Annotated in this window: 22 protein-coding genes; 8 read left to right on the top strand and 14 right to left on the bottom strand. The window is 53.2% G+C overall.

What is annotated here, in order from left to right:
* The first annotated feature begins 37 nt into the window (after positions 1 to 37).
* Complete coding sequence (locus CAP48_RS06370; RefSeq protein ID WP_100695170.1) at positions 38 to 1,258, top strand: CaiB/BaiF CoA-transferase family protein; 1,221 nt, start codon at positions 38 to 40, stop codon at positions 1,256 to 1,258.
* A 17-nt stretch (positions 1,259 to 1,275) separates the two neighbouring features.
* Positions 1,276 to 2,052 (top strand): enoyl-CoA hydratase/isomerase family protein, encoded by a 777-nt coding sequence (locus tag CAP48_RS06365; RefSeq protein WP_100695169.1) that lies wholly within the window; start codon positions 1,276 to 1,278, stop codon positions 2,050 to 2,052.
* 57 nt (positions 2,053 to 2,109) lie between these two features.
* Here CAP48_RS06365 and CAP48_RS06360 read toward each other — a convergent pair whose 3' ends face one another.
* From CAP48_RS06360 to CAP48_RS06330, 7 genes are all read right to left on the bottom strand, one after another.
* Positions 2,110 to 3,063 carry a hydroxymethylglutaryl-CoA lyase gene (locus tag CAP48_RS06360; protein WP_100695168.1) on the bottom strand — a complete coding sequence of 318 codons (954 nt, stop codon included), beginning with the start codon at positions 3,061 to 3,063 and terminating at the stop codon, positions 2,110 to 2,112.
* Entirely contained in the window at positions 3,060 to 4,694 is a 1,635-nt protein-coding gene (locus tag CAP48_RS06355) for an AMP-binding protein (RefSeq protein WP_100695167.1), read from the bottom strand. Before CAP48_RS06355 ends, CAP48_RS06360 begins: the two co-directional genes overlap by 4 nt.
* The gene (locus CAP48_RS06350) at positions 4,694 to 5,452 is read right to left on the bottom strand and encodes an enoyl-CoA hydratase/isomerase family protein (RefSeq protein WP_100695166.1); all 759 of its coding nucleotides are present in this window, start codon (positions 5,450 to 5,452) and stop codon (positions 4,694 to 4,696) included. Before CAP48_RS06350 ends, CAP48_RS06355 begins: the two co-directional genes overlap by 1 nt.
* Positions 5,453 to 5,463: 11 nt before the next feature.
* Positions 5,464 to 6,450: a tripartite tricarboxylate transporter substrate binding protein gene (locus tag CAP48_RS06345; RefSeq protein WP_100695165.1), complete on the bottom strand. Its 987-nt coding sequence runs from the start codon at positions 6,448 to 6,450 to the stop codon at positions 5,464 to 5,466.
* A gap of 130 nt (positions 6,451 to 6,580) precedes the next feature.
* Complete coding sequence (locus tag CAP48_RS06340) at positions 6,581 to 7,777, bottom strand: CaiB/BaiF CoA-transferase family protein (protein ID WP_100695164.1); 1,197 nt, start codon at positions 7,775 to 7,777, stop codon at positions 6,581 to 6,583.
* A 14-nt stretch (positions 7,778 to 7,791) separates the two neighbouring features.
* Entirely contained in the window at positions 7,792 to 8,514 is a 723-nt protein-coding gene (locus CAP48_RS06335) for an enoyl-CoA hydratase/isomerase family protein (protein ID WP_100695163.1), read from the bottom strand.
* Between the two features lie 48 nt (positions 8,515 to 8,562).
* Positions 8,563 to 9,507, bottom strand: a complete 945-nt coding sequence (locus CAP48_RS06330) for a nitronate monooxygenase family protein (protein WP_100695162.1) — start codon at positions 9,505 to 9,507, stop codon at positions 8,563 to 8,565.
* A 215-nt stretch (positions 9,508 to 9,722) separates the two neighbouring features.
* Between CAP48_RS06330 and CAP48_RS06325 the strand changes: the two genes are divergently transcribed.
* Positions 9,723 to 10,235, top strand: coding sequence for a MarR family winged helix-turn-helix transcriptional regulator (locus tag CAP48_RS06325; RefSeq protein WP_161495207.1), 513 nt, complete (start codon positions 9,723 to 9,725; stop codon positions 10,233 to 10,235).
* A gap of 203 nt (positions 10,236 to 10,438) precedes the next feature.
* On the opposite strand, the gene CAP48_RS06320 is transcribed toward CAP48_RS06325, so the two are convergent.
* Genes CAP48_RS06320 through CAP48_RS06305 form a run of 4 tightly spaced genes read right to left on the bottom strand, consistent with a single transcriptional unit; the run spans position 10,439 to position 14,068 of the window.
* Positions 10,439 to 11,374, bottom strand: coding sequence for a LysR family transcriptional regulator (locus CAP48_RS06320; RefSeq protein ID WP_100695160.1), 936 nt, complete (start codon positions 11,372 to 11,374; stop codon positions 10,439 to 10,441).
* 11 nt (positions 11,375 to 11,385) lie between these two features.
* A complete protein-coding gene (locus CAP48_RS06315; protein ID WP_100695159.1) occupies positions 11,386 to 12,360 on the bottom strand; it encodes a tripartite tricarboxylate transporter substrate binding protein in 975 nt (324 codons plus the stop codon).
* The gene (locus CAP48_RS06310; RefSeq protein WP_100695158.1) at positions 12,360 to 12,698 is read right to left on the bottom strand and encodes a hypothetical protein; all 339 of its coding nucleotides are present in this window, start codon (positions 12,696 to 12,698) and stop codon (positions 12,360 to 12,362) included. The genes CAP48_RS06315 and CAP48_RS06310 overlap by 1 nt, the downstream gene beginning before the upstream one ends.
* Positions 12,695 to 14,068 (bottom strand): acyclic terpene utilization AtuA family protein, encoded by a 1,374-nt coding sequence (locus CAP48_RS06305; protein WP_100695157.1) that lies wholly within the window; start codon positions 14,066 to 14,068, stop codon positions 12,695 to 12,697. Before CAP48_RS06305 ends, CAP48_RS06310 begins: the two co-directional genes overlap by 4 nt.
* A 212-nt stretch (positions 14,069 to 14,280) precedes the next feature.
* Between CAP48_RS06305 and CAP48_RS06300 the strand changes: the two genes are divergently transcribed.
* On the top strand, positions 14,281 to 14,799 hold the full coding sequence (locus CAP48_RS06300; protein ID WP_100695156.1) for a hypothetical protein: 519 nt from the start codon (positions 14,281 to 14,283) through the stop codon (positions 14,797 to 14,799).
* Between the two features lie 87 nt (positions 14,800 to 14,886).
* Here CAP48_RS06300 and CAP48_RS06295 read toward each other — a convergent pair whose 3' ends face one another.
* Together CAP48_RS06295 and CAP48_RS06290 are read right to left on the bottom strand one after the other, a co-directional pair.
* Complete coding sequence (locus CAP48_RS06295) at positions 14,887 to 16,977, bottom strand: catalase (protein WP_100695155.1); 2,091 nt, start codon at positions 16,975 to 16,977, stop codon at positions 14,887 to 14,889.
* A 310-nt stretch (positions 16,978 to 17,287) separates the two neighbouring features.
* Positions 17,288 to 18,661 (bottom strand): PLP-dependent aminotransferase family protein, encoded by a 1,374-nt coding sequence (locus tag CAP48_RS06290; protein ID WP_100695154.1) that lies wholly within the window; start codon positions 18,659 to 18,661, stop codon positions 17,288 to 17,290.
* 198 nt (positions 18,662 to 18,859) lie between these two features.
* Between CAP48_RS06290 and dctP the strand changes: the two genes are divergently transcribed.
* The 4 genes from dctP (at position 18,860) to CAP48_RS06270 (ending at position 23,090) form a co-directional block, all read left to right on the top strand.
* The gene (gene dctP / locus CAP48_RS06285; RefSeq protein WP_100695153.1) at positions 18,860 to 19,903 is read left to right on the top strand and encodes a TRAP transporter substrate-binding protein DctP; all 1,044 of its coding nucleotides are present in this window, start codon (positions 18,860 to 18,862) and stop codon (positions 19,901 to 19,903) included.
* A gap of 74 nt (positions 19,904 to 19,977) precedes the next feature.
* Positions 19,978 to 20,487: a TRAP transporter small permease subunit gene (locus tag CAP48_RS06280; RefSeq protein ID WP_100695152.1), complete on the top strand. Its 510-nt coding sequence runs from the start codon at positions 19,978 to 19,980 to the stop codon at positions 20,485 to 20,487.
* Positions 20,484 to 21,797, top strand: coding sequence for a TRAP transporter large permease subunit (locus CAP48_RS06275; RefSeq protein ID WP_100695151.1), 1,314 nt, complete (start codon positions 20,484 to 20,486; stop codon positions 21,795 to 21,797). Before CAP48_RS06280 ends, CAP48_RS06275 begins: the two co-directional genes overlap by 4 nt.
* 30 nt (positions 21,798 to 21,827) lie before the next feature.
* Entirely contained in the window at positions 21,828 to 23,090 is a 1,263-nt protein-coding gene (locus tag CAP48_RS06270; protein ID WP_100695150.1) for a hydroxymethylglutaryl-CoA reductase, degradative, read from the top strand.
* Positions 23,091 to 23,272: 182 nt separating this feature from the next.
* Here the strand turns inward: CAP48_RS06270 and CAP48_RS06265 are convergent, their stop codons facing one another.
* Entirely contained in the window at positions 23,273 to 23,944 is a 672-nt protein-coding gene (locus CAP48_RS06265; RefSeq protein WP_242444349.1) for a GntR family transcriptional regulator, read from the bottom strand.
* Positions 23,945 to 24,029 lie beyond the last annotated feature (85 nt).

Below are 24,029 nucleotides of genomic sequence, written 5' to 3'. Positions count from 1 at the left end.
TTAGTCTGAACTCGAGCAATTAACAGGAGTAATAACGTTGTCAAACCCGCTTTCCCATATCACCGTACTGGACTTGAGCCGAGTGCTGGCCGGCCCTTGGGCCAGCCAGATCCTGGCCGACCTGGGCGCCAATGTCATCAAAGTTGAACGTCCGGGCGCTGGCGACGATACCCGTGCCTGGGGCCCGCCGTTTTTGCAGGATGGACAGGGAAACAACACCCGCGAGTCGGGCTACTATCTGATTGCCAACCGGGGAAAGAAATCTATTTCAGTTGACATAAAGTCAGCTGAGGGCCAGAAAATCATCAAGACACTTGCCAAACAGGCCGATGTTGTCCTGGAAAACTTCAAGGTTGGCACACTGGAAAAGCTGGGCCTGGGCTACGATGATTTGCAAAAAATCAATCCACGCCTCGTCTATTGTTCAATAACAGGCTTCGGACAATCTGGACCAAGAAAATCCCAGGGCGCTTACGACTTCATGATTCAGGCCATGGGCGGCATCATGAGTGTGACCGGCGAGGCCGATCATAAGCCCGGCGGCGGTCCGCAAAAAATCGGCATTCCCCTGATTGATCTTATTACCGGCGTATACGCTTCGTCGGCGATCCTGTCTGCACTGGTTCATCGGAACGAAACCGGACAGGGCGAGTATATCGATATGGCTATGCTGGACGTTCAGGTTTCCCTGCTAGCCAATCAGGCAATGAACTACCTTCTTACCGATCAGATTCCGGTACGACGCGGCAATAACCACCCCAATATCCAACCACAGCGGGTGTACACATGCAAAGACGGGCAAATCATCCTGGCTGTTGGAAGCGATAGTCAATTTGCCAAGCTTTGCCAGATCCTCGACCATCCGGAGATAGCCGAGTCAGAAAAGTTTAAAACGAATGCCGCACGTGTCATCAATTTGCCTGAACTGGATCTGTTTCTGGATCAGGCACTGGCCGTACAGGACAAGGATGCACTGCTCAAGGCCCTGGAGGTGGCCGGTGTACCATCGGGGCCCATCAACAATATTGCTGAAGTATTCAGGGATCCGCAAGTTGAGCATCGCGGGCTTCTCAAAAAGTTCCCGCATCCGCTGGGCGAAGATATTCCACAAGTGGTCAACCCCTTCCGATTTCGCAATACCGATCTCAAGCTTGATCAGGCGCCCCCCATGCTCGGGCAGCACAATCTGGAAGTACTATCCGCCCTGGGCTACACGGATGGCGACATTGCCCGATTAAAAGAACAGTCTGTTATTTAACCAAACAAGGACACACTATGAACCAACTGGAATGCCTCGATATCCAGATAAAAGATTACATCGCACTTGTTTATCTGGACAACCCCCCGGTCAATGCAGTCAACACATCCATGCTCAATAGCCTGGCACTGGCCATGGACCAATTCTCAGACAACGATGACGTGCGCGCCGTCGTCTTGACCGGTAAAGGCAAAGTCTTCTGCGCCGGTGCAGATTTGAAGAACCGCGGTGAGATTACCGCCAACCCGGGTGGTTTGCACCAACACTCGCGTCGTACGCGCGAAGCATTCCATGCAATCCGGGAATGCTCGAAACCGGTCATCAGTGCGATAAACGGAGCAGCTCTGGGCGCCGGTCTAGGCATCGTAGCATCCAGCGACATCCTGGTTGCCGGCCAATCGGCAAAGCTGGGCCTGCCTGAAGTCGACGTCGGTCTGCTGGGTGGGGTTCGTCATGCACAACGTCTGTTTGGCCACTCCCGCCTTCGTCGGATGATGCTCACTGGCATGCGTGTAAGCGGCGACGAACTGTACCGGCTCGGCGTCGTCGAAGCCTGCGTACCAGATGACACGTTGCTTCAGACGGCAATGGACATCGCCCGGATGATTGCCGAGAAGAGTCCACTGTCCATTCAGCTTTTGATACAAACTGCCAATGCGATTGAAGACATGAGCTTGCGTGACGGCTATCGCTATGAACAGGATATGACAGCTGCCATAGCGAAAACAGAAGACGCGCACGAAGCCCGTGCAGCATTCCTGGAGAAACGCAAGCCTGTATTCAAGGGGCGTTAACCTTTTCAACCAGAAAGGCGGCTGCCTGTCGCGCTGGCGCCCGCCTCCATCAGGTGTTCACCTTGAGTCAGACGGCTGCTGTGCCTTCAAAGGCAGCAAGGGATTGAGCCCGCTCAGGGCCACTTTCGAGTGCAGGGTCCGGCCCAGCACAGACTCGCAATAGGCCGATGCGTCCAGCATGCCCTGCAGGTCAACGCCGGTGCGAACGCCCATGGACTCGAGCAGGTTAACCCAGTCTTCGGTACAGACATTCCCGGTAAAGCCGCCGCCGTATTTCACTTTGGTCGGATGTCCGCCGACGCCGCCCATGGAACAGTCAAAATATCGCACGCCGCTTTCATAGGCCGCAAGGTAATTGACCATGCCCGTTCCTCGCGAATCATGAAAATGGGCTACCGGTATAACTTGCGGAAATTCTCTCATAACTGCACTAAACAGCCGCTGCGTTGCCGCCGGCACTGCCACGCCCGTGGTATCTCCCAGAGCAACGAGCTGGACACCGGCTTCGCTGAATGTTTCCACATCCCTTAGCACGTCAGACTCGCTAACCAGCCCCTCGAACGGACAGCCAAACGCCATGGATATGGTTCCCACCAGACGATATTGCCCGCTGGCAGCGCGAACCATATCTGCAATATTTTTCCATTGTTCCTCGCGCGTGCGCTTCAGGTTTTTCAGCGAATGACTGTCCGTTGCCGAGACCAGCAGGCTGATCTCGTTCGCGCCGATGCCTGTGTCCGTGTCCACTAGCGCCCGCTCCACGGCCCGCACGTTGGCGCATGTCGCCTTGTAAAACACACCAGGCCGTCTACGTATGCCGGCAAGCAACTCGCTGGCATCTGCGAACTGCGGAATCACTTTCGGATTGGAATAGGAAGTCGCTTCGATACGTGTCAACCCCATGTCGGTAAAGCGATCGATCAGGGCGATTTTGGTTTCCAGGGGCAGCATGACTGGCTCATGTTGCAGGCCATCCCGGGCGAAGCATTCACAAATGACAATATCGCTCATTGACTTTGCTCCGTCAGTCCGAGCAAGGCAATGGCATGCGCTCGCAACTTGTTCTTCTGTACTTTTGAACTGCCTGTCATGCCGATTTCTTCAAAACTATCCACCATCTGTACATAGCGAGGCACCTTGAAGTTGGCAATACGGGGTTTGCACCAGGCAATGAGTTCATCGGGCGTGCAGCTATACCCCTGTTTGAGGATCACGAAGGCGGCCGGCACCTCCCCAAGTCGTGCATCCGGCACGCCAACCACCTGTGCCAGTTCAATCGCCTCATGCATGAGAATGAATCCCTCGACCTCTGTGGGCGCGACGTTTTCTCCGCCCACGCGAAACATATCCTTTAATCGTCCCACCATTTTCAGTCGGCCTTCGGCGTCCATTTTCCCCAAGTCGCCGGTCTTGAGCCAGCCATCCCCGGTAAACGTTTGGGCAGTCACTTCAGGCAAATTGTAATAACCGCGCATAACGCTCCACCCCTTCACCTGGATCTCACCGGGCGCACCCGGCAACATGATTTCACCTGTGTTCGTATCGGCAATCCGTACTTCGACGCCTGCGTGAGGTAATGCCCAGCCTTCCATGCGCAACGGCAGTGGATCGTCCCAGCAGGACATGACCACATTGGGCGATGCTTCCGATAGTCCATAGGCATTGCACAGGTTTGGGACCTTCATCTGGTCATGGATCTTCTGCATCACTTCCGGACCCGCAGCGGCCCAGCCACCACGCAGATGCAGTTTCGACGCATCAAAATCCGGATGGCCCATCAGCATGAGAAAAATCGTGTCATTCCCCGAGGTCAGCGTACACTCCTCTTGTTCCAGCATGGCCAGGGCCTGGGAAACATCAAACCTGGGCAGGCTCAGCAGGCAACACCCCGTACTGACCGAAACCAGTATCGACAAGGTGGAGCCGGCCACATGGAAAAACGGCCGAATGCTGAAATAGCGATCCTCCGGCGTGATACCCATGCGCAGCGAAACCGCATAGGCATCAGACAACATATTGTCGTGGCTGAGCATGACACCTTTCGGGAATGATGTTGTGCCAGAGGTATATTGAATAAGCAGGATATCGTCGGGATTGACAGTGTCACATTGTGTATTGCAAGCGTTGACGTCCTCGTCGCTCACATTTGCAATCAACCCGTCAAAATCCATCGCCCCCGCCGGTATGGCCGTACTGTCAAACATGAGGGCCAGCGACAAATTGGGCAAAACCTGTCCCGGAAGCGCCACCGAAACAGCGGGCTCCACCTCGGCCAGCAATGCAGAGAAATCAATGTCCAGGAATTTTTCCGTCAGGACAATCGCCTTGATATCGGCCTGCTTGAGGCAAAAAGCCAGCTCTTCTTTCTTGAATCGCGTATTGACGGGCACCGTGACGGCCCCGATGCGGGCACAGGCAAAAAACGTCTGCAGCCACTGGACACTATTGCCCAACATCACAGCTACGTGGTCGCCTTTTCGAATGCCCAATTTCCACAATGCAGCCGCCGTCTGATTCGCTTTGTCTGACAGCGACTGCCACGTTTCCCGCGATTCATTGTCGATAAAAGCGTCTTTGCCGGGATAAACGGCCACGGTTTCGGCCAGCACTTGGCTCAGATTGTTGCCTCTGGGCAGCATCATCATTCTCCCTTGGCGCTGCCGAACGTGGATATGGCAGCCTTCCAGTCGCTATTGCGCAGGTTCTTTTCTATAGCCAGCAGCTCGATTGCCATGGCGCCCTCGCGCGTCGTTTCTACGCCGGCGTTTATGGAATGCTTGGTCAGCTTTACCGTTAACGGTTTTGCATTTGCAATATCGGCAGCCATCTGCATCAATTGCTCTTCGATCTCTTCTTGCGGAACAATCCGGTTGATCAGTCGGTATTCCCGCGCCTGCTTCGCATCGAAAACCCGACCGCTAAAGAGCAGCTCCTTGGCTATACGGATGCCTGCAATCCGGCTAATGCGCTGCGTCGCACCCACGGTGCCCCAGCTGACTTCGGGATAGCGAAAAGTGGCTTCGGGCGTGGCCCAGGCAAAGTCACAAGCGGCGATGATTTCACAGCCCGAACCGAAGGCCGGACCATGCACCAGCGCGATAGCCGGGCGCGACAGTTTTTCGATCGCATCATAGGCCGCAAATCCGGCAACACGCCGAGCCGTCATATCAGACAGGGTCATATCCTTGCGCTCTTTCAGATCTGCACCTGCGCAAAATGCCGGGCCCGCTCCACGAAAAACAACCACCCGTACGCGCTCGTCCTGCTCTATCTGTTCAGTGACGCTGACCAGTTCCGCACACATCTTTACATTCAGCGCATTTCGGCTTTGCGGACGATTCAACAGTACAGTGGCGACACCGTTTTCCTCTACCGTCAGCTCAATCGTTTCATATGGCATCTGTCGTATCCTTATTTACTCGTAATATTGGCCGCCTTCAGCAGCTTTTGTATTCTTTCCCGGTCCTGGGCAACGAACTGGCCTGCCTCCTTGCTGTCCATGAGAAACGATTCAACGCCCTGCTTCTCGTACATAGTGATCGTGTCAGGATTTTCCGAGACTTTTTTCAATGCAGCATAAAGCGAATCAACCACGTCCTTCGGTGTGCCGGCAGGCACCGCCATGCTATACCAGCTTGAACCCTTGAATCCGTCATAACCCAGCTCATCCATGGTTGGAACATCCGGCAAGGCAGGAGAACGCTTATTGGCGGCAATCGCAAGCGCGTGCAATTTTCCTTGATTGATAAACGGTAACACCGCCGGCAAATTCAGAAAGCCAACCTTGACCAGCCCGCCAGCCAGGTCGGTCGATGCCGGCGCAGCTCCCTTATAGGGCACATGCAGCAATTTGGCTTGCGTTTGCTGCTTGAAATTCTCGCCTGTCAAATGGGGTGAACTACCGTTGCCCGCAGAGGCATAGGTATATTTTTCCGGATTTTCCTGACTGTCTTTGATGAGTTCGTCAACCGACTTCAAGCCTGAGTCGGCCGCAACCGTCAGCACATTCGGTATATTGCCAACCATGCCGACAAAGGTGAAATCCTTGATACCGTCATACTGTACCGTCTGCATCAGAGGCGTCACAATATGGGCAGCGGCTGTGCCAAATAGCACGGTATAACCGTCAGGTTTGGCACGGGCGACATACTCGGCGCCAATACTGGCGCCGCCTCCCGGTTTGCTCTGGATAATAATGGACTGCCCCAGCACCTGGCTCATCTGCTTAGCCACGATTCGCGCCAGAATATCGGCAGGCCCTCCGGCCGCATACGGATTGATAAAGGTAATGGGCTTGTCGGGGTAGCCGGCGGCCTGCGCGCTTTGCATGGCGCCCGCAGCCAGCAGCATTACGGCGCAGGATATAAACCGGTTGCTACGAGAAAAATAGTTGGACATGTCTGTCTCCTTTATTGCTGATTTTTTTATCATTCGAAAAATAACACTTGTAATGGCTATCCGAAAAAGCAATATGCAATATGCAAATGCCGTTGGTATCTATTGCCGTCTGCTTCAATTGCTTTCGGTGTTAAATTGCCTTCAGTTGCTTCAAGCCCAGAATCTGGGCTTCAGTCAATCCCAGTTTTTCCATCAGAATTTTGTCCGTGTGTTCGCCCAGCAGGGGTGGACGTCCCATCACCGGGTTGTCATAGCCCGTGAATTTGAACGGCACGCAAATCCCTTCGAACTCGCCCACCTGCGGGTGAGTAAAGCGTTGCACCAGTTCCCTGCTAAGCACATGAGGGTCGGCAAAAATTTCATCAACCGACAGGATCGGGCCTGCCGGCACACCGCGTTCGTCGCATAGCTCGCAAAGTGTCGCGCGGTCCAATTTGCCGATCGCCAGCTGCAATTGCGCCATTACATCGCCGCGACGCCGAACTCGCTCGACATTTTTTGCCAGCAGCGGATCCGTTGCCCACTCGTCTAATCCCAACAGTTCGCACAAGGGCCTCCAGTGCTGGTCGCTGCCGGTAATCTGTACCCAACGACCGTCGGCGCATTCAAATGCAGCAGACGGTACCCGTCCGGGATGCTCGGTACCCAGCCTGGCCGGTACCTCTCCCAGCGAAAAATAGCGGGCGGCAGCCAGAGACAGCAATCCAACCTGGCCATCGAACATCGAAAAATCCACATGACAGCCGTGATGGCTCCGATCTTTACCAACGAGCGCCGTCAGTATCGCAATCACAACCCATAAGCCCGAAGTCAGATCTGCTACCGGCAAACCGGGTTTAACAGGGCCGCCGCCGCGCTCTCCGGTCAGGCTCATGATCCCGCCCATGGCTTGAAAAACCGTGTCGTAACCCTTGCGAGGCGAATACGGTCCGGTCATGCCAAAGCCGGTGCACGAGACATAAACGATATCCGGGTTGCGTTCCTTGATGGCTTCGTAGTGCAAATTGTATTTTTTCAGGGTATTGACCGGAAAATTCTCCAGGAACACATCGGCCTGCCCCGCCAGTTCACGGATTATTTTCTGCCCGTCTTCCGATCGGAGATTGACGGTAATCGATTGCTTGCTTCGGTTGAATGCAAAAAAATAGGCCGATTCGCTGCCATGCTCTCCTGCCACGCGTGGTTCGAAATGACGCGTTTCATCGCCGGTGACAGGCTGTTCCACCTTGATCACTTGCGCACCCATTTCAGCAAGAATCATAGACGCAAACGGACACGCCAGTACCCGCGACAAATCAAGGATTTTCAAGCCTTCCAGTGGTCGCATGCTGTTTTCCTTCATTAGTTTCTGAACCCGCGCATCATGACATTGGCATCTCGACCGACAGCCAGCGCCTCTTCCAGACCCAGGTCGGCGGCCCGATAAAAAGTGCGTTTAGTGGTGGCCATTGCGATGGAACTCCAGCCGGCGAGGGTTTCTGCATAGACTCGGGCCTCGCCCAGCACATCGTCGGCCGGACACACCCGGTTGACCAGATTAAGCTCATAGGCACGCCGACCGTCCACGGGCTTGGCCATCGCGACCAGCTCGAAGGCTTTTTTCTGTCCCAGCTGCCGTACCAGATTGGCCAGCACCACCGCGGCGACAATACCGTGTTTGAGTTCGGGATAGCCAAACCGTGCGTCTTCGGCCATCACGACCAGATCGCAGGCCAGCGCGAGCCCTGCCCCGCCGCCCAGTGCATTGCCATGTACGGCAGCGACAATCGGCTTGGCAATTTTGGAAAATGCCAAATGCAATGCAGTCGTCAAGTCGGCGCGATCCAGCACCTGATCTGACGCATCCGGCGTCAGACTGCTGAACTCGCCGGTGTCGGCCCCCGCACAAAAAGATTTGCCATTGCCATGCACGATAACCGCCCTGACCTGCGAATCCCGCTCTGCCGACCTGAGGGCATCCAGCAAAGCCTGGGTTAGCGCCGTATTCAGGGCATTATGTTTTTCAGGGCGGTTCAAACTGATGGTCAGAACATTGTTTTCAATTTCAGTCAGCAAGACAGACATATGGTTTCCCTCCTTTCATCACATTCATATTCCACTTCAGATTGCATTTCATATTTCACTCAGCGTGCGCCGGGCATCATTCAATTCAGCAACCAGTTGGTGCATGAGCTGGTGCACCGGCACAATGCTGTCGACCAGCCCGGCCGATTGGCCAAGCTCCACTTTCCCCCATGCCACATCGCCGTGCAGCGCCGCCTGCCTGAGCGTACTTTTCCGAAATTCGGTTTCGTATTCTTGTTTGTCGCAAGCCGACAGATCGACCTGCTGCATATGCGCTGCGAAGTCATTGCGAATCATTCTGACCGGCAACCCCTTGCGGCCGACCAGGTCGGTGCCATCCACGTCCGTTGTCAGCGCCACGGACTTGTAGGCGTCATGGACATTGGCTTCCTTTGTCATCAAAAAGCGGGTTCCCAGTTGCACAGCATCCGCACCCAGTGCAAGCATGGCAGCGATGCCATATCCGTCGGCGACACCGCCGCCACCCACGATCGGCAGCGCAAAATCCCGAGCTGCCTTACGCACAATGACCAGCGAGCTCACTTCATTGGCCGGCGGATGCCCGCCAGCCTCTGCTCCCACCACAGCAAGGGCGTCAACGCCCGCGGCGGCAGCCTTGCCTGCATGCTCCAAGGTAGACACGACATGAACCCACTTTGTCCCTATCTCTCGGAAACGGGACAGGTGGGCTTTGGGTCCACCCTGCGAAGCAAAAATGACAGGTACCCGAAATTCATAGGCCATGTCCAGGAAAGCCTGAGCCCCTGGCCGGTACAGCGGAATATTGACCGCGAAGGGTTTATCGGTGCCGGCGCGCACCGCTTGCAGCACTTGGCGGAAATCCTGCTCATACATCGGGCCGGCCGCCACTGTGCCCAGTCCACCCGCGTTGGACACTGCGATAGGCAAAGCCGCGCAGGACGAAGCCCAGCTCATGCCCGCCTGGATAATCGGATATTCAATATTTAGCATCTGGGTAATACGGGTTTTCATGCGGTGCCGACCTGATCAACAAAGTGTTCGAAATAAAAATTAATGTTTGCTGGTATTGCCGCTTAGTCCAGCGAGCTTACGTAAAACAACGCGGCAAACTAGTTGAATTTTTCAACCATTAAACAGATCGTAAACCATATAGTTTCATTATTCAACTATTTTTGTTGATTTTTTTTATTACATCCCGCATGATTCATGTCATTGGAAACCAAAAGATGACGAGTATCATGAAGCAACCTGAGAACATCAAAGAGCTGTTTTCGTATCGCCTGAATCGGTTGGCGTTTTTAAGCAGCACGCTGGCCGAATCCATCAACCAGGACCTGTTCGGCCTGGACAAGCAGAGCTGGCGCTTTATCGGTCTGCTGGCCGCTTTTGCCCCCATGTCCCTGAAAACGCTGGCCAAGGAAGCCAATATTGACAAGAGCCGCGCCAGCAAGGCGGTAGCGAGCCTGTCAGAGCGCGGGCTGATTCAGCGAAAAAGCAGCGATAGTGACGGGCGCAGCATTCAGTTGTCGCTATCGGAAGAAGGAGAAAAACTCTATGCCTCAGCATTTCCCATTGCACTGCGGCGAAACAATGAAATCCTTGATGTGCTGACGCAGCAGGAGAAAGAGCAGTTTGACGTCATCGTCGAAAAGCTGATTTTTCGCACCAAGATTTTGATGGATCTGCAACCCGGTCGCAAAAAGCAGACGAACGGTGCACTTGGCCAGGCGAAATCGTGATCATGACCGGTGTCGCAGCCTGTTTGCAGACTTTTCCCTAAGCAGGTAAAAGCGCTGCGGCAGCGCCGTTAGCGCTGGTCGCCGTTGCGTTATTTTAGATATGGAATACTTTCTGGCGAATATAGTTTCTTTTCTCAACCATATAAGGTTGTGACTAATAACGATATCGAGCGACAATAGGCTGTCTTCACCTTGAGGAAGACCTAGGCTGAAATCGTCTCTTTCAAATGTGAGATCAGCGCCTGCGCTGCCACTGACTGCACTCGGTCACGTGACTGCACAAGTGAAATCATGCGATTAGCCAGTTCCAACTCCAGTGGAATAACGGCAATTGATGGCTTGGTGTAGAGGAACAAGGACAGGCCCGGCACGATGGAAATGCCCATATTATTGGCTACCAGTCCCGCTACCGTCGACAGGTTGGATACTTCCATATGGGTAATCAGCTTCTCGGGATAGAAAGAAGCATCCAGATGCTGTCGGATACTGGTGCTGCGCACAAACTGAATAATGGGATGACGCAGCATATCGCGTTGATGCAGTTTTTTTCTGCTCGCTAGCGGATGGTCTGCCGAACAAACGACATAAAATGAATCCGAGCATAAGGGCTGGCAAATCAATTCCGGACGATTTTCACCTACAAATGTCACAGCAAAATCAGCTTTGCGCGCCTTGACCAGATTCAGGCATTCATCAGCCGTCACATCAATCAAGGCCACTGCAATACCTGGATAGGTGCGGTTAAATTGCGCCACAGCCGGAATCAGACTGCCCACTGCAACCGACGGTAATGCCGCTACCGTCACGTGCCCCGCTTTTTTGGAAACGTGCTGCCGCAATTCACTTAGCGCGTGCTCGAAGTCATCCAGCAGTTTGTCTGCGAACGCGTCAAACAGCAACCCTTCGGGCGTCAGCATGACGTTGCGCGTATTGCGCTCGAAGAGCCTGGCACCCACCTGCTCTTCCAGATTCTGAATAAGCACGCTAAGCGCAGGCTGCGTCAGGTGACACTGGCTTGCCGCCTTGGTAAAGTTCTTTTCAGTGGCCAGCGCCTTGAAGGCCTTCAGGTGTTTGGTAGAAAGATTCACAAATGTAATGGATAGCCCGGTAGTTGAGTGGGTGGCGCCAGCGGCAGCCACCCCGACTACTGCTATCGTACTTCAACACCGGCCTTGGCGACGATGTCTACCCACTTTTCGGTTTCGGCTTTCTGAAATTGGGCCAGCTCCTCCGGCGTACTGGCCTCGGCCTCAATGCCCTGAATCTGCAGATTTTTTACAATTTTCGGATCATTCAAGGTTTTGACAAACGCCTGATTCAGTGTTTTGATGATATCGTCGGGGGTTCCCGCAGGCGCATACGAGGCAAACCAGGCCACCATTTCGTAGCCTTGCACACCAGTTTCGGCCAGTGTCGGCAAGTCAGGCGCAATATCGGTACGCTTGCTAGTCGATACTGCCAGCGCTCGCAACTTGCCGTCACGCGCCAGGGGCAGTGTGGTGGCGGCATCGGCAATCATCATCTGAATTTGTCCACCCACGGTGTCCACGACTGCCTGCGGGTTACTTTTGTAATCCACGTTGCTGATTTTGGTATCGGTCAGGATTTTGAACAGCTCCCCGCCGATTCTTGCGGATGTACTGCCGCTGCCAAAAAACACTTTATCGGGATTTTGCTTCAGGTGCTCAATGAATTCCGGTACGGTTTTGGATGGAATGCTGTTCGGATTTACCACCAGCACAAGTGGAATATTTCCCAATTTGGAAATCGGAGCAAAATCGTTGACCGGATCATACGGCAGTTTTTTGAATAGTGCCGAATTGCTGGCATGCGTGGTATTGGATGTCACAAATATGCGATAGCCGTCAGGCTTGGCGCGGGCAATGTCCTGTGCCGCAATAAAGCCACTGGCTCCGCCTTTGTTTTCCACGACAACCGTTTGTCCCACCTGCTTTGATACTTCCTCTGCCAGCACCCTGGCCAACTTGTCGGTACCGCTTCCTGCACCAAACGGAACCACAAATGTGATCGGGTGTTCCGGATAGGCCGCCATGGCATTTCCCGCCGCAAGGGTAAAACCTGCGAGTGATAGGACGAATTTGGATTTGAAATTTTTTATCTTCATTAATTGTCTCCTTTATGAGTTTCGATCTGCACAGGCATATCCAGCAGTCGGAACGAATTTGATTTACCGTGTTTGTCCAGATTCAGGCTGGTGTTCACTCCCCCTTCCAGCACGTTATCGATCACGAAATTCAGTGCTTTCAAGTTTGGCAATTCGTAGCGCACAACTTGCGTTGCGCCGCGATGGGCGAACCAGGCTTTGACCTTTTGCGCGCTGACCTGCTCCAGCAATAGCGGCCAATGCGCGTCGTCATACGGGATCAGGCTGATATTGAGGCGGTTACCCTTGTCACCTGCCCTGGCATGTGCGATCTCATGCAGTTTCACCCACTGTGTCATGACGAAGCTCCCACAACGTAGCGCCAGCCTTCCTGCACCAGTTCGCGCGGAACCAGATACGACACGGTGCGCACACTGCTTTTGACACTGGTTCGCACACCGCCGCCGCCGGCGGGGCCGCAACAATACAGCGCATTGACTTCATGCAAAAGGCGTTCAACCGTCGCTCGGGCCGGCGCATTGACTGCCAGCCGCAGGCGTACGTCCGTGACCTGCTCCAATGGCAGGCTGTCGCGCAACACTGCGGTGTCCGAATCCAGCACACTGACAACGCCAAGCAGGTCGCGCCGGAACCGGCAAGGTTCATCCAGCAGTTTTGCCCGCTCGCCCAGTATGTCCGCAGCCAGCCGCGCTCGCGCGCCGGCATTGGGGCCGGCATAGGAGATCTCTCCTTCGCCGAACCAGTCGCCCATAAACGACACCGTCGCCTTGAGCGTATCGGGCCTGGGTGCGCCACGCGCACCGGTCACGACCACTTGATCGGGCCCAATCTGACGCACCAGCACCTGGGAAATATCAAGAATGACATCGGGCGTCACATAGCAGGCAGGGTCATGAATTTCATAAAGCATTTGTTCTTTGACCGTCATCAGATTGACCGTGCCGCCCGTGCTGTCGGCCTTGCCGATAATAATTCGACCGTCTTCAAAAAGTTCCGCGATGGGAAAGCCGACATTGGCGACATCCGGTACGTCTTTGTAGCCCGGATCGGCGAAATATCCGCCTGTCACCTGTGAGCCGCATTCCAGCAAATGTCCGGCCAGTGTCGCTGCGGCCAGCTGGTCCCAGTCCTGCCAATCCCAATTGAAATGGGCCATGGCAGGCCCGACAGTGAGGGCCGGATCAGCCACCCTGCCGGTAATGACGATGTGCGCGCCATCGGCCAGGGCCTGGGAAATGGCGTTTGCGCCAAGATAGACATTGGCTGCTATCGGCGCGCCGGCGCCCGCAGCCAGTTCCCGATCTCCTTCCCAAATCTGCAGGTTCGAGATGTCGACTTTCTCAAGAATATCGTCGCCCTCAACAACAGCAATTTTCAAACCGGCCAGATTCTGTTCAAGCGCAAGCGCCTGAATCGCTTTGGCCGCACCCACAGGATTGGCTGCCCCAAAATTGCTGACGATCGGGATATGGTGGGCCACGCAGTCCACCAGTATGGGCGCCAGCACATCCTGTAGCAACGGTTCATATCCCAGCTCGGGATTCTGGTTTTTGGCCAACTGGCCCAGCGCCAGCGTCCGTTCGGCCAGCATCTCGAAGATAAGCACCGCGGGTTGGCCACGCGCAATCAGCGTCCTGACCACCGCCTGGGCGGCATCGATGCGGTCTCCGGAAAATCCGGCGCCACAGCCTATAAGCAGACTTCGCATTTGTCCCCCTGATGTTAATGGAAACGATTTATGAATTGATTCTATTGATTTTTGATTGAAAACTTAAATTAATTATTTTGATAAATTGATAAAAAAATAGTATTAATTGGCTACGGCAGCATGACATTTATCTGTCGCCCAATTGTCATATCAGGGTTAACCTCCTGTATACTTTTTAAAAGCTGACTCAAAAAAACGACTGATCGGGATTGATGATGCATCCATTTGTTGAAGGCGGCCTGCAAAACGTCTGGCTTAGCAATGGTTATCGGATAAAGGAGACCAGAAATGGCAGGAACATCGTCGTCCATAATCCCCAGGGGCTCAAAAGAACGATCTGCAGTGCGCTCTGCGTAAAAAGCGTACCGCTGTCCGGCGCCGAATTTCGCTATCTGTGCAGGGAACTGCAAATCACGTCTGCAGTGCTTTGCAAGCGGCTGGTACTCACTGAATCACAATTGCAAGAATGGGAGTCGGCCAGGCAGATTCCCCGGCATGCCGATACCTTTATTCGAATTATGTATGCCGTGCATCTGGACCGCCCGGAACGAGTACAACGCCTTGAAGCGCGCTCAGTGGCGAGAGATCAGAATGTGTATTTCCTGCTGCGCCATACAGACCGCGGCTGGGTCCTGCAGGAAACGCTGGAGCCCCCAGCCGCCGTCACGTCAGTCACGCAGGCAAAAGGCCAGGATTCAACGCTGGCCACTGACCGGGACTCCCTGGCCTGATACCAGTTCGGCATCCCATCTGACAAACAGCAAAACCACTGGTTACACGGCCCGTGGTCTCGTTGTTCTTACGCACGGGTCAAACAGTCAGGCCAATGTCCGCAACGTTGGTTCCCGCTTCCACTGCCGTGTTTTTGCCAGCTTGATAAACGCCTTGATGTCTTCCGGTGCGACCACCCCCGCATCAGGCTTGATGCCGGCCGCCTCCAGAATCTTGTGCGTTCCCTTGCACGCGGCAATGGCTTTCAAATGCCCAAAGGCATCGCGGAACCAGTCTACTGCGGCCGCCTCATGAACCAGCTTTTCCGCTTCGGCCATCGGCAAAATACTGACCACCCCATCAAACACGATTGATGGCGTACCCGCCAATTGCCCATCGGCTGTCACGTAGCTGCCGTCCTTGAGCGTCACGCCGCGTTTTTGCGCAACCAGTTTCACCGCCGCACCTGCCTTCTCCAGCGCGCTCTTCATTGCGTTGATGCTCTCGTTGTTGGACCCGTCGGCAATCAATATTCCGATGCTTCGCCCTTCCAGCGTATCTTTCATTCGATCAATAATGCGCAAGGCAGGAGACAAAGCCAGGTCCTGGACGGGCACCACGGGCTTGACGGCTGCCGGCAACGATTTGAGTCCAAGCCCGTCCGCAACACGTTTTGCCAGACTCTCGTCTACCGTACGCAGTTGACTGACGACTGCCAGGCGCACATGCTCGGTCTCGACCTTGGACAGCTCAAAAACCAGCGCCGAAGCCAGATGTGCCTGCTCAATGTCGGACTGACTGCGATAAAACATCCGTGCCTGACTGTAATGATCGGCGAAGCTTTCCGCACGAATACGGGATTTGGCGCCTTCTGTTTGCACTGCAGCGCTGTGAAAGCCCGTTTTGATGCTGGCGCGCGTCGCATGGGGATCCAGGCTTTGCGGGTCATATGCCGTTCTTCCCTTCTGTGGCTGCATTTGCATATGCCCGTCGCGTTGCGTATTCTGGAAAGGACATTTGGGGGCATTAACCGGAATTTGGGAAAAATTGGATCCACCCAGCCGTGATAATTGCGTATCCAGATAGGAAAACAGTCGTCCCTGCAATAGTGGGTCATCGGAAAAATCAATACCGGGTACGATATTGGCGGGACAGAATGCGACCTGCTCGGTTTCGGCAAAAAAGTTGTCCGGCCAGCGATTTAACACCATCCGGCCGATCATCTTCAGTGGCACAAGCTCTTCGGGGATCAATTTGGTTGAGTCCAGATGATCGAACGGGAAGGCATCAGCCTCTTCCTGGGTAAACAACTGGACACCCAGCTCCCACTCCGGAAAAGCACCATTCTGAATCGCCTCAAAGAAGTCGCGCCGGTGAAAGTCCGGATCGGCGCCTGCCAGTTTGACGGCCTCATCCCACACGGTAGACTGAAGTCCGATTTTGGGACGCCAGTGAAACTTCACAAATGTGCTTTTTCCTTCCTTATTCACCAGACGGAAGCTATGAATGCCAAAGCCTTCTATCATTCTCAGGGAGCGAGGAATTGCGCGATCGCTCATGGCCCACATGACCATGTGCATGGACTCTGGCATCAACGAGATAAAGTCCCAGAATGTATCATGCGCACTGGCCGCCTGGGGAAAGCCACGATCCGGTTCCATTTTGACAGCGTGAATTAAATCGGGAAACTTCATGGCGTCCTGTATAAAAAATACAGGGATGTTATTGCCGACCAAATCCCAGTTGCCTTCCTGCGTATAGAGCTTTACGGCAAAACCGCGCACATCACGGGGGGTATCCACCGAGCCACTGCCGCCGGCCACGGTGGAGAATCGACAGAACACCGGTGTCTGGACATTTTTTTCGGTAAGAATTTTTGCCGTTGTGTATTTCGACAGTGAGTGGGTTAATTCAAAATACCCGTGTGCACCGGTGCCTCGGGCATGAACAATTCGCTCAGGAATACGTTCATGGTCGAAATGCGTGATTTTCTCCCTAAGCACGAAGTCTTCCAGCAATGTCGGACCGCGAGGGGTTGCGCGCAATGAATTCTGATTATCACTGATGGTCAGACCCTGCTGAGTAGTCATGGCCGGATGCGTGCCACCAGCTTGTTGTTGTAGTTCTCCGGCGTTACCAACTTCGTCTTTCGCCCCATTGGCGGGGCGGGAAACCGATTTTTTCGAACTTGACTTCATTAGTATCTCCTTAAAACAGGACGTGAATAATGATCAGTTGAAACGGAAAACAGAATAAGAAATTATGATTTTATTTGATTAAAAATTTGCAGAATGCGTAATCAGTATGCCATATTTCCCGACCATTGTATGTGCGCACTAAAACAGGACACTTGTAATAAATGTGTAGAAAAATTTGCATGGCATGTTCTTAACAGACATTTAATTTGTCATATACAGCACGTTCCACGTCCAGCGATGTCCCATCGCCCTTTACGCCTGGCGGTATCTGCCTATCAGTGGCGTCGCATTAACACTAGACCAGGGGTTTCTATTCGTTTCCAACAGCACCTGCGCGCAATTTTCTGAGGAAGGTCAGAAAATCAGGATCATTGGCATAAGCAACGTTAATTCGCAGCGCCGGTTTTTGGTTGGATTTTTTTTCCGGATAAAACACCGTACCCGGTGCAAGGAATATGCCCTCTTCGGCCGCCTGTCGAGCAACTTCGATATCATCCAGGTGGCTGGCCAATTCGAGCCACATGTAATAAGTGCCTTCAGACTGATAGGGAACATGGAATCCCAACGATGAAAAATTGTTTAACGCCTGAGCGCTCGCCTGTTCAACCATTGGCCTGAGCCGTCGCAAGTGCTTCAGATATTGTCCGTTGGCAATCAAACTGTAAAGCCATCGCTCAAGATAATCTGATGATGTGACAACGGTCAGCATCTTAATATTACAAAGAGAATCAATCAGCGCCTGTCTGCCAGCAACATAGCCGACTCGAAAGCTGGCCGACAGCGTCTTGGAAAAGGTGCCTATATACAAGACGCGATCCAACTGGTCCAGCCCCGCCATACGCGGCATACCCGGTGGCAACAAGTCTGCAAACGCATCATTCTCGACAACCCTGAAATCATATTTTTCGGCCAGCTTCAGCACCTGATATTGCGCGGCCAGGGTTGCGCATCCACCAGTAGGATTGTGGCCCAGCGTTTGTGTGAAAAACAGCTTTGCGCGATGCAGTCTGGCCTTATCCTCCAGATCTTCGGTATCGGGGCCCGTACCGCTGCGCCTGACGCCAATCATTTTAATTTTGTACAGCTTGAGTTTGGCAAATAAAGGATAGTACCCGGGACTATCCACAAGAACCGTATCCCCTGCGGAGAGAAACTGTTTAATAATTAAATCCATGGCGTGGTTGGCGCCATATGTGAGCAGCACCTGGTCGGCCGAAGCCTGGATAGATCGCTCGATCAGGTTTTGCGCGATCGCTTCGCGCAATGGCTCGAAGCCCATGGGATGGCCATAGCCATATTTACTATCATTTGGTATTTTCAATCGCATATCGAAGTCGAACTGGCTCATCCATGACGATGGCGGCCGGCCGTCCCCGACACGAACCCGATAGGTCTGGTTCAATTGCTCTCGCAGCAATGATATTGCATCAACTGCTTCAGATATATGCGTAGCGCCGCTCTTATGTTGCTTCCTGCTTAGCGTGCTCACATAGTAGCCGGATCCGGGCCTGGCGGTGACATGTCCCAAAGAGACGAGACGGTCATAGACATCGATCATCGTGTTTTTGGACACATTGAAGTGTTCACGAGCAACTCTGATAGACATCAATTTCTGTCCGCCTTTTAGGCTTCCATTCTGTATCGCAAGAAGCATATGCTCGACAATGCTGTTGACTTTACTCATCTTCGCTCCCGACAAATGGTGCCGTGCACAATAACCATACCCAAACACATACGGGTACAGTATCTACGTATTTGTTCATAACTGTACCTTGTTTAATCACGTATAAATCAGCATCATAGCGATAAATCGATAACCGGACAGGTTTTAACCGTACCCAATACTGTACCGGTATATTTAAAAAATCCAAAGGAGACATGAATGAAAGTCCAACGCCGCAATCTGCTCAAAACATTTGCTTCGGGAACCGTCGCCGGTGTCGGTATCCTGGGTGTGCCTGCCATCGCACGATCCCAGGAGATCGTAAAGTGGAAAATGCAATCGCTGTGGGATGGCGGTACCACGCCGCAAAAATTTGAAGAAATGTTTGTCAAACGTATTGCCGAGTTAACCGACAGCAAATTCCAAATTCAACTTTACTCGGCAGGCCAGCTTGTTCCTGCCAACCAGGCCTTTGATGCGGTGCGCGGCGGCGCCTTTCAGATGATGAAGACGTTTGATGGCTATGAGGCTGGCAAGATCCCCGGACTGGCTTTTACCAGCACAGTGCCTTTCGGATTTCCGGAACCAGACCAATACGAAGCCTGGTTCTACGAAAAAGACGGGCTTGCGCTGGCACGTGAAGCGTATTCCCCCGCCGGCCTGTATTATGTGGCGCCTACGGTATATGGACCAGAGCCCATTCATTCGCGCGTCCCCATCAAGTCGCTCGCAGACATGAAAAACAAAAAAGGGAGGTTCGTCGGACTGGCTTCTACCGTTATGAGCGCCCTGGGAGTGTCAGTCACCACACTGGCAACCAGCGAAGTTTACTCTGCGCTGGACAAGGGCGTCATTGATTTCGCTGATCGTGGCGATCTGACCGCCAACCTTGAAGCGGGTCTGGCCGAAGTGGCCAAGTACATTATCATGCCCGGCCCGCATCAACCCACGACAGCCACCAGCTATATCGCCAACCGCGCTGCATACGAAAAACTATCAGCACCGCATAAAGCCGCACTGGCGGCTACGGCCAGGGAAGTGTCAGGTGCATTGCGTCAGCATATCCTCGTGGCCGACACACAGGCATTGAAAACCTTCCAAAGCAAGGGCGTCGAAGTCACAGCACTAAGCGAAGACGAGCTTGCGCAAGGCCGGGTGCAGGCAATGAAAGCCTGGGAATCGGCAACCAATGGCAATCCACTTGCCAAAAAAATGATGGATAGCCAAATCGCCTTTATGAAAGACCTCGGTCTGCTGTCATGACGGTTGCAGTCAGATAGAACGCTCATTTTCCATATGGCGCCGTTTCGGGATGCGCCTTTTTTTGGGTTTGGCCTATGCCTTCTTTTGTGTCCGCCTTTATTCTTGGTATCACACGTATCAACAAGTTCTTCTTCAATATTGCATCACTGCTTATTTTTGTGATCGTATTTTCAATGTTGTACGAAGTTGTCAGCCGCTATGTTTTCAATGCTCCCACCATCTGGGGGATGGAGCTGGCAACGCTGCTTTTTGGGCCGTACTTCCTGCTTGGAGGCGCCTATTTGCTGCACCTGCGCGGCCACGTCAATCTTGATTTGCTGAAAAATAAACTGTCACAAAGAAATCAGCGCCTCCTGGATTTATTTGCCTATGTGATCATTATTGTTTTCAGCATCATCCTGTTTTCCTATTCGTTCTCGCCTGCGATGCAGGCCTGGGATTACAAGGAAACCTCGTTTTCTGCCTGGAACCCTCCCGTCTGGCCGGTCAAGTTCGCCATCCCCATATCGGTCTTATTGCTGGGGCTGCAAAGCTTTGCCGAAATGCTGACCGTTCTGTATAAAGAACAGGACCCCCAGTCATGAGCGCGAATATCATTCTAATTATTATGTTTGCCGGGTTGACGCTCTTTATGCTTACCGGCCTGCCGATTGCATTTGTGCTTGGCGGCTTATCGCTTTTAATCACGGTAACCCTCTGGGACCCAAATGCAGTTGTCATCATGGTATTGCAGATTTTCGATACCATGCGCTCCGAAGCGTTATTGGGGATTCCCCTATATATCTTTATGGCGGCCATCTTGCAGCGAACTGGCGTGATTGAAGAACTATACGCTGTCATGGAGATCTGGTTCGGCCGCTTGCGTGGCGGACTGGCCATAGGCACCGTCCTTATCTGCGTGTTGATGGCGGCAATGACAGGGGTTGTAGGCGCCGCAGTCACTGCAATGGCGTTGCTGGCTATGCCACAAATGCTAAAGCGAGGATATGATCCAAAGCTGGTTACCGGAACAATCTGCGCCTCGGGAACACTTGGCATTCTTATCCCACCATCAATTCTGACCATTGTCTATGCCGTCACGGCACAGGTATCCATTGGCAAGATGCTGATCGCGGGCATCGTACCTGGGTTGATCCTTGCGACTTTCTATATCCTGTACATTCTTTACATTGCCTATGCTCATCCCGAGCGCGTTCCTCATTCCCAGCTCGAGCCCGTGCCCTTGTCGACCAAGCTGCGAAGCACAAAAGGCGTTATCTTTCCTTTTATTCTAGTCATATTGATCTTGGGATCAATCTTTTTCGGCATAGCCACGCCCACCGAAGCGGCTGCGGTTGGCGTGGCCGGTGCATTTGCCATCGGTTTGTTTAAACGGAAACTGAACTTTTCCGGCGTTCGGCACGCCACATTTGAAACTGCGAAAGCCACCACAATGATTCTGTGGATTACCATTGGCGCCAAGGCCTATGTCTCTGTTTTTACCGGCCTGGGCGGCGCCGATACCCTCCTGAATCTGATCCGCGACATGCAGGTTCACCCTTACGTCATATTGGCGGCAATGATGCTGATTCTGATCTTTCTGGGCACCGTCCTGGACGAAATCGGAATCATCCTGCTTACGGTGCCGGTCTTTTTGCCTATCGTCAAATTGCTCGGATTCGATGAAATCTGGTTTGGCGTTTTGTATGCCATCACGATACAAACTGGCTATATCAGCCCTCCGTTCGGATACACCCTGTTCTATATTAAGGGGCCGCTACCCGCACACCTTGGCATGGGGACGGTATACCGGGGTGTGCTCCCCTTCATGCTATTGCAAATGTGCGCGCTCGTATTTTGCGCAGCCTTCCCCGATCTTGTCACCTGGCTTCCGTCCCTGATGGACAGACGCTGATTTTTTCTTTTTCACACGGAACGAAATACCATGCATGAACTCAACTCCCGAATTGCCGGCTTTCATAAACTGGGAATACAGGGTCGTCTGGATATTCTGAAAACAAAATGCAATCTGGATTCAACAGCGATCACAGGCATGCTTAACACCGGCAATTTGCCTCCTGAGACAGCCGACCATCTCATCGAAAATGTCGTGACCACCATGAATATCCCGGTGGGTATTGCCACGAACATGAAAGTTGACGGCCACGACATCCTGGTGCCGATGGCGACAGAGGAATCGTCGGTTGTCGCTGCCGTGTGTAATGCGGCACGGCAGTGTTATGACACCGGCGGATTCGCGACCTCAATGTCGGGCTCGCATATGATTGCGCAGATTCAACTGGTGAATATTACCAATCCGCATTTTTGCAGAATCACCATCCTGGAAAAAAAGGAACAGATCAAAAAACTATGTGACGACTGTGACCCGGTCCTGCTTTCCCTGGGCGGTGGTTTTCAGGATATTGAAGTGCGCGTCATTGATTCGGCCAGCGGCCCCATGGTCATTACACACCTGATCGTCGATACGCGTGATGCCATGGGCGCCAATGCAGTCAATACCATGGCAGAGCAACTGGCGCCTCTGATTGAGCAATGGACCGGCGGCAAGGTATATCTCAGGATTCTGTCGAACCTGGCTGACAGGCGGCTGGCGCGGGCGCGTGCTACATGGACTTGTGAAGCAATCGGCGGCACCGCAGTACGCGACGGCATTTTAAGTGCCTATCATTTCGCCGAGTCTGACCCGTATCGCGCCGCAACGCATAACAAAGGCATTATGAATGGCGTGTCTGCAGTCGTGCTGGCTACCGGCAACGACACGCGTGCTGTTGAAGCCGGCGCTCACGCCTATGCGGCGCGTAACGGACGCTATGCCAGTCTCACGCATTGGGAAATCAATGCGAGCGGAGACCTTGTGGGCAGCATCGAGATTCCCCTGGCAGTCGGCCTGGTTGGCGGCGCAACCAAACTTCACCCGATGGCAAAAACCAATCTGCAAATACTTGGCATCAACACTGCACAGCAATTGGCGCGCGTGATTGCCGCAACCGGACTGGCGCAAAACTTTGCCGCGCTAAAAGCGCTGGCAACCACCGGTATACAGAAGGGACATATGGCGCTACATGCGCAAAACGTTGCGATGATGGCAGGTGCGGTCGGGCAGCAAATTCATCAAGTGGCCAATGCCATGATCGCCCAGGGAACCGTGAGGATTGACGTCGCGCACCAAATACTTCAGGACCTGTAGGCCGACCACTGAGTTTCCTCCTGGCACTCATCAGTACAGTGTCAGGATTGCGTTAATTGACTTTAAGTTTGGCGGTTCAACCCGGTCAGTATGGCATATTTCCTGGTCGCAGAATGTTCGCTTTGCAAAAGCGTTTTGGGATGAATTTTCCGTCTGCAAGGACATGGCGAAGCCATGACAAATTATAGATCCAAATGTTTCATTGCCGCCTCTGCTGCATTGGCTACATGGCGAGCACAAAGTTTCTTGGCCAATTTAGCGTTTCTCATGGACACCGCATCCACAATGTCAGAAATCTCTTTAATGGTGTGCGGCAGGCGCTCTGTGCCGGACAACGAGATACGGCGCAGAATCATGATTCTATTGTTCAACTGGGTTAACAGATTTTTCACGACTTCGTTCCCACAGCCATCCAGCAAAATTCGATAAAACAGATTCTTGATATCAAGTACGGAATCTGCAGAACGACCTTCGCCAATCGCCTTCAAACGCTCCAGGCAGCCCTGCAAAGCCTGTATTTGCGCCCCGGTCGCATGAATGGCGAAACCCTCGCCCGCCAGTGCCTCCAGCGCCTGGCGCACCTGGTAAATATCTTTTACTTCCTCGCGCGAAATGGTCGCGACTACCGGCCCTCTATGGGGAATGTTTGTAATCAGTCCTTCAGCATTTAGTTGCTGCAGGGATTCACGCAATACCGTCCGACTGATTCCGAGCATCGCACACAGGTCCTTTTCCACCAGCTTTTGGCCTGCCGTAAACGTACCGGAAATCACGGCTTCACGTAAACGCTCTGTGACGTGTTGCCGCAACGTAGTATTTTCCCGATGTATATGCAAATCCATTGGTGTAGTCATAACCTGACTCAAGCCTCAAAAAGTTAGCAAATCCTATCACAAACGCTCGGTCATGACATGCGGCCACCGTGCCCAGCCGCAATGC

This window comes from Advenella sp. S44, from assembly GCF_002810445.1.
Classification (GTDB): domain Bacteria; phylum Pseudomonadota; class Gammaproteobacteria; order Burkholderiales; family Burkholderiaceae_B; genus Advenella.
This window is presented reverse-complemented; position numbering and strand designations above follow the sequence as displayed.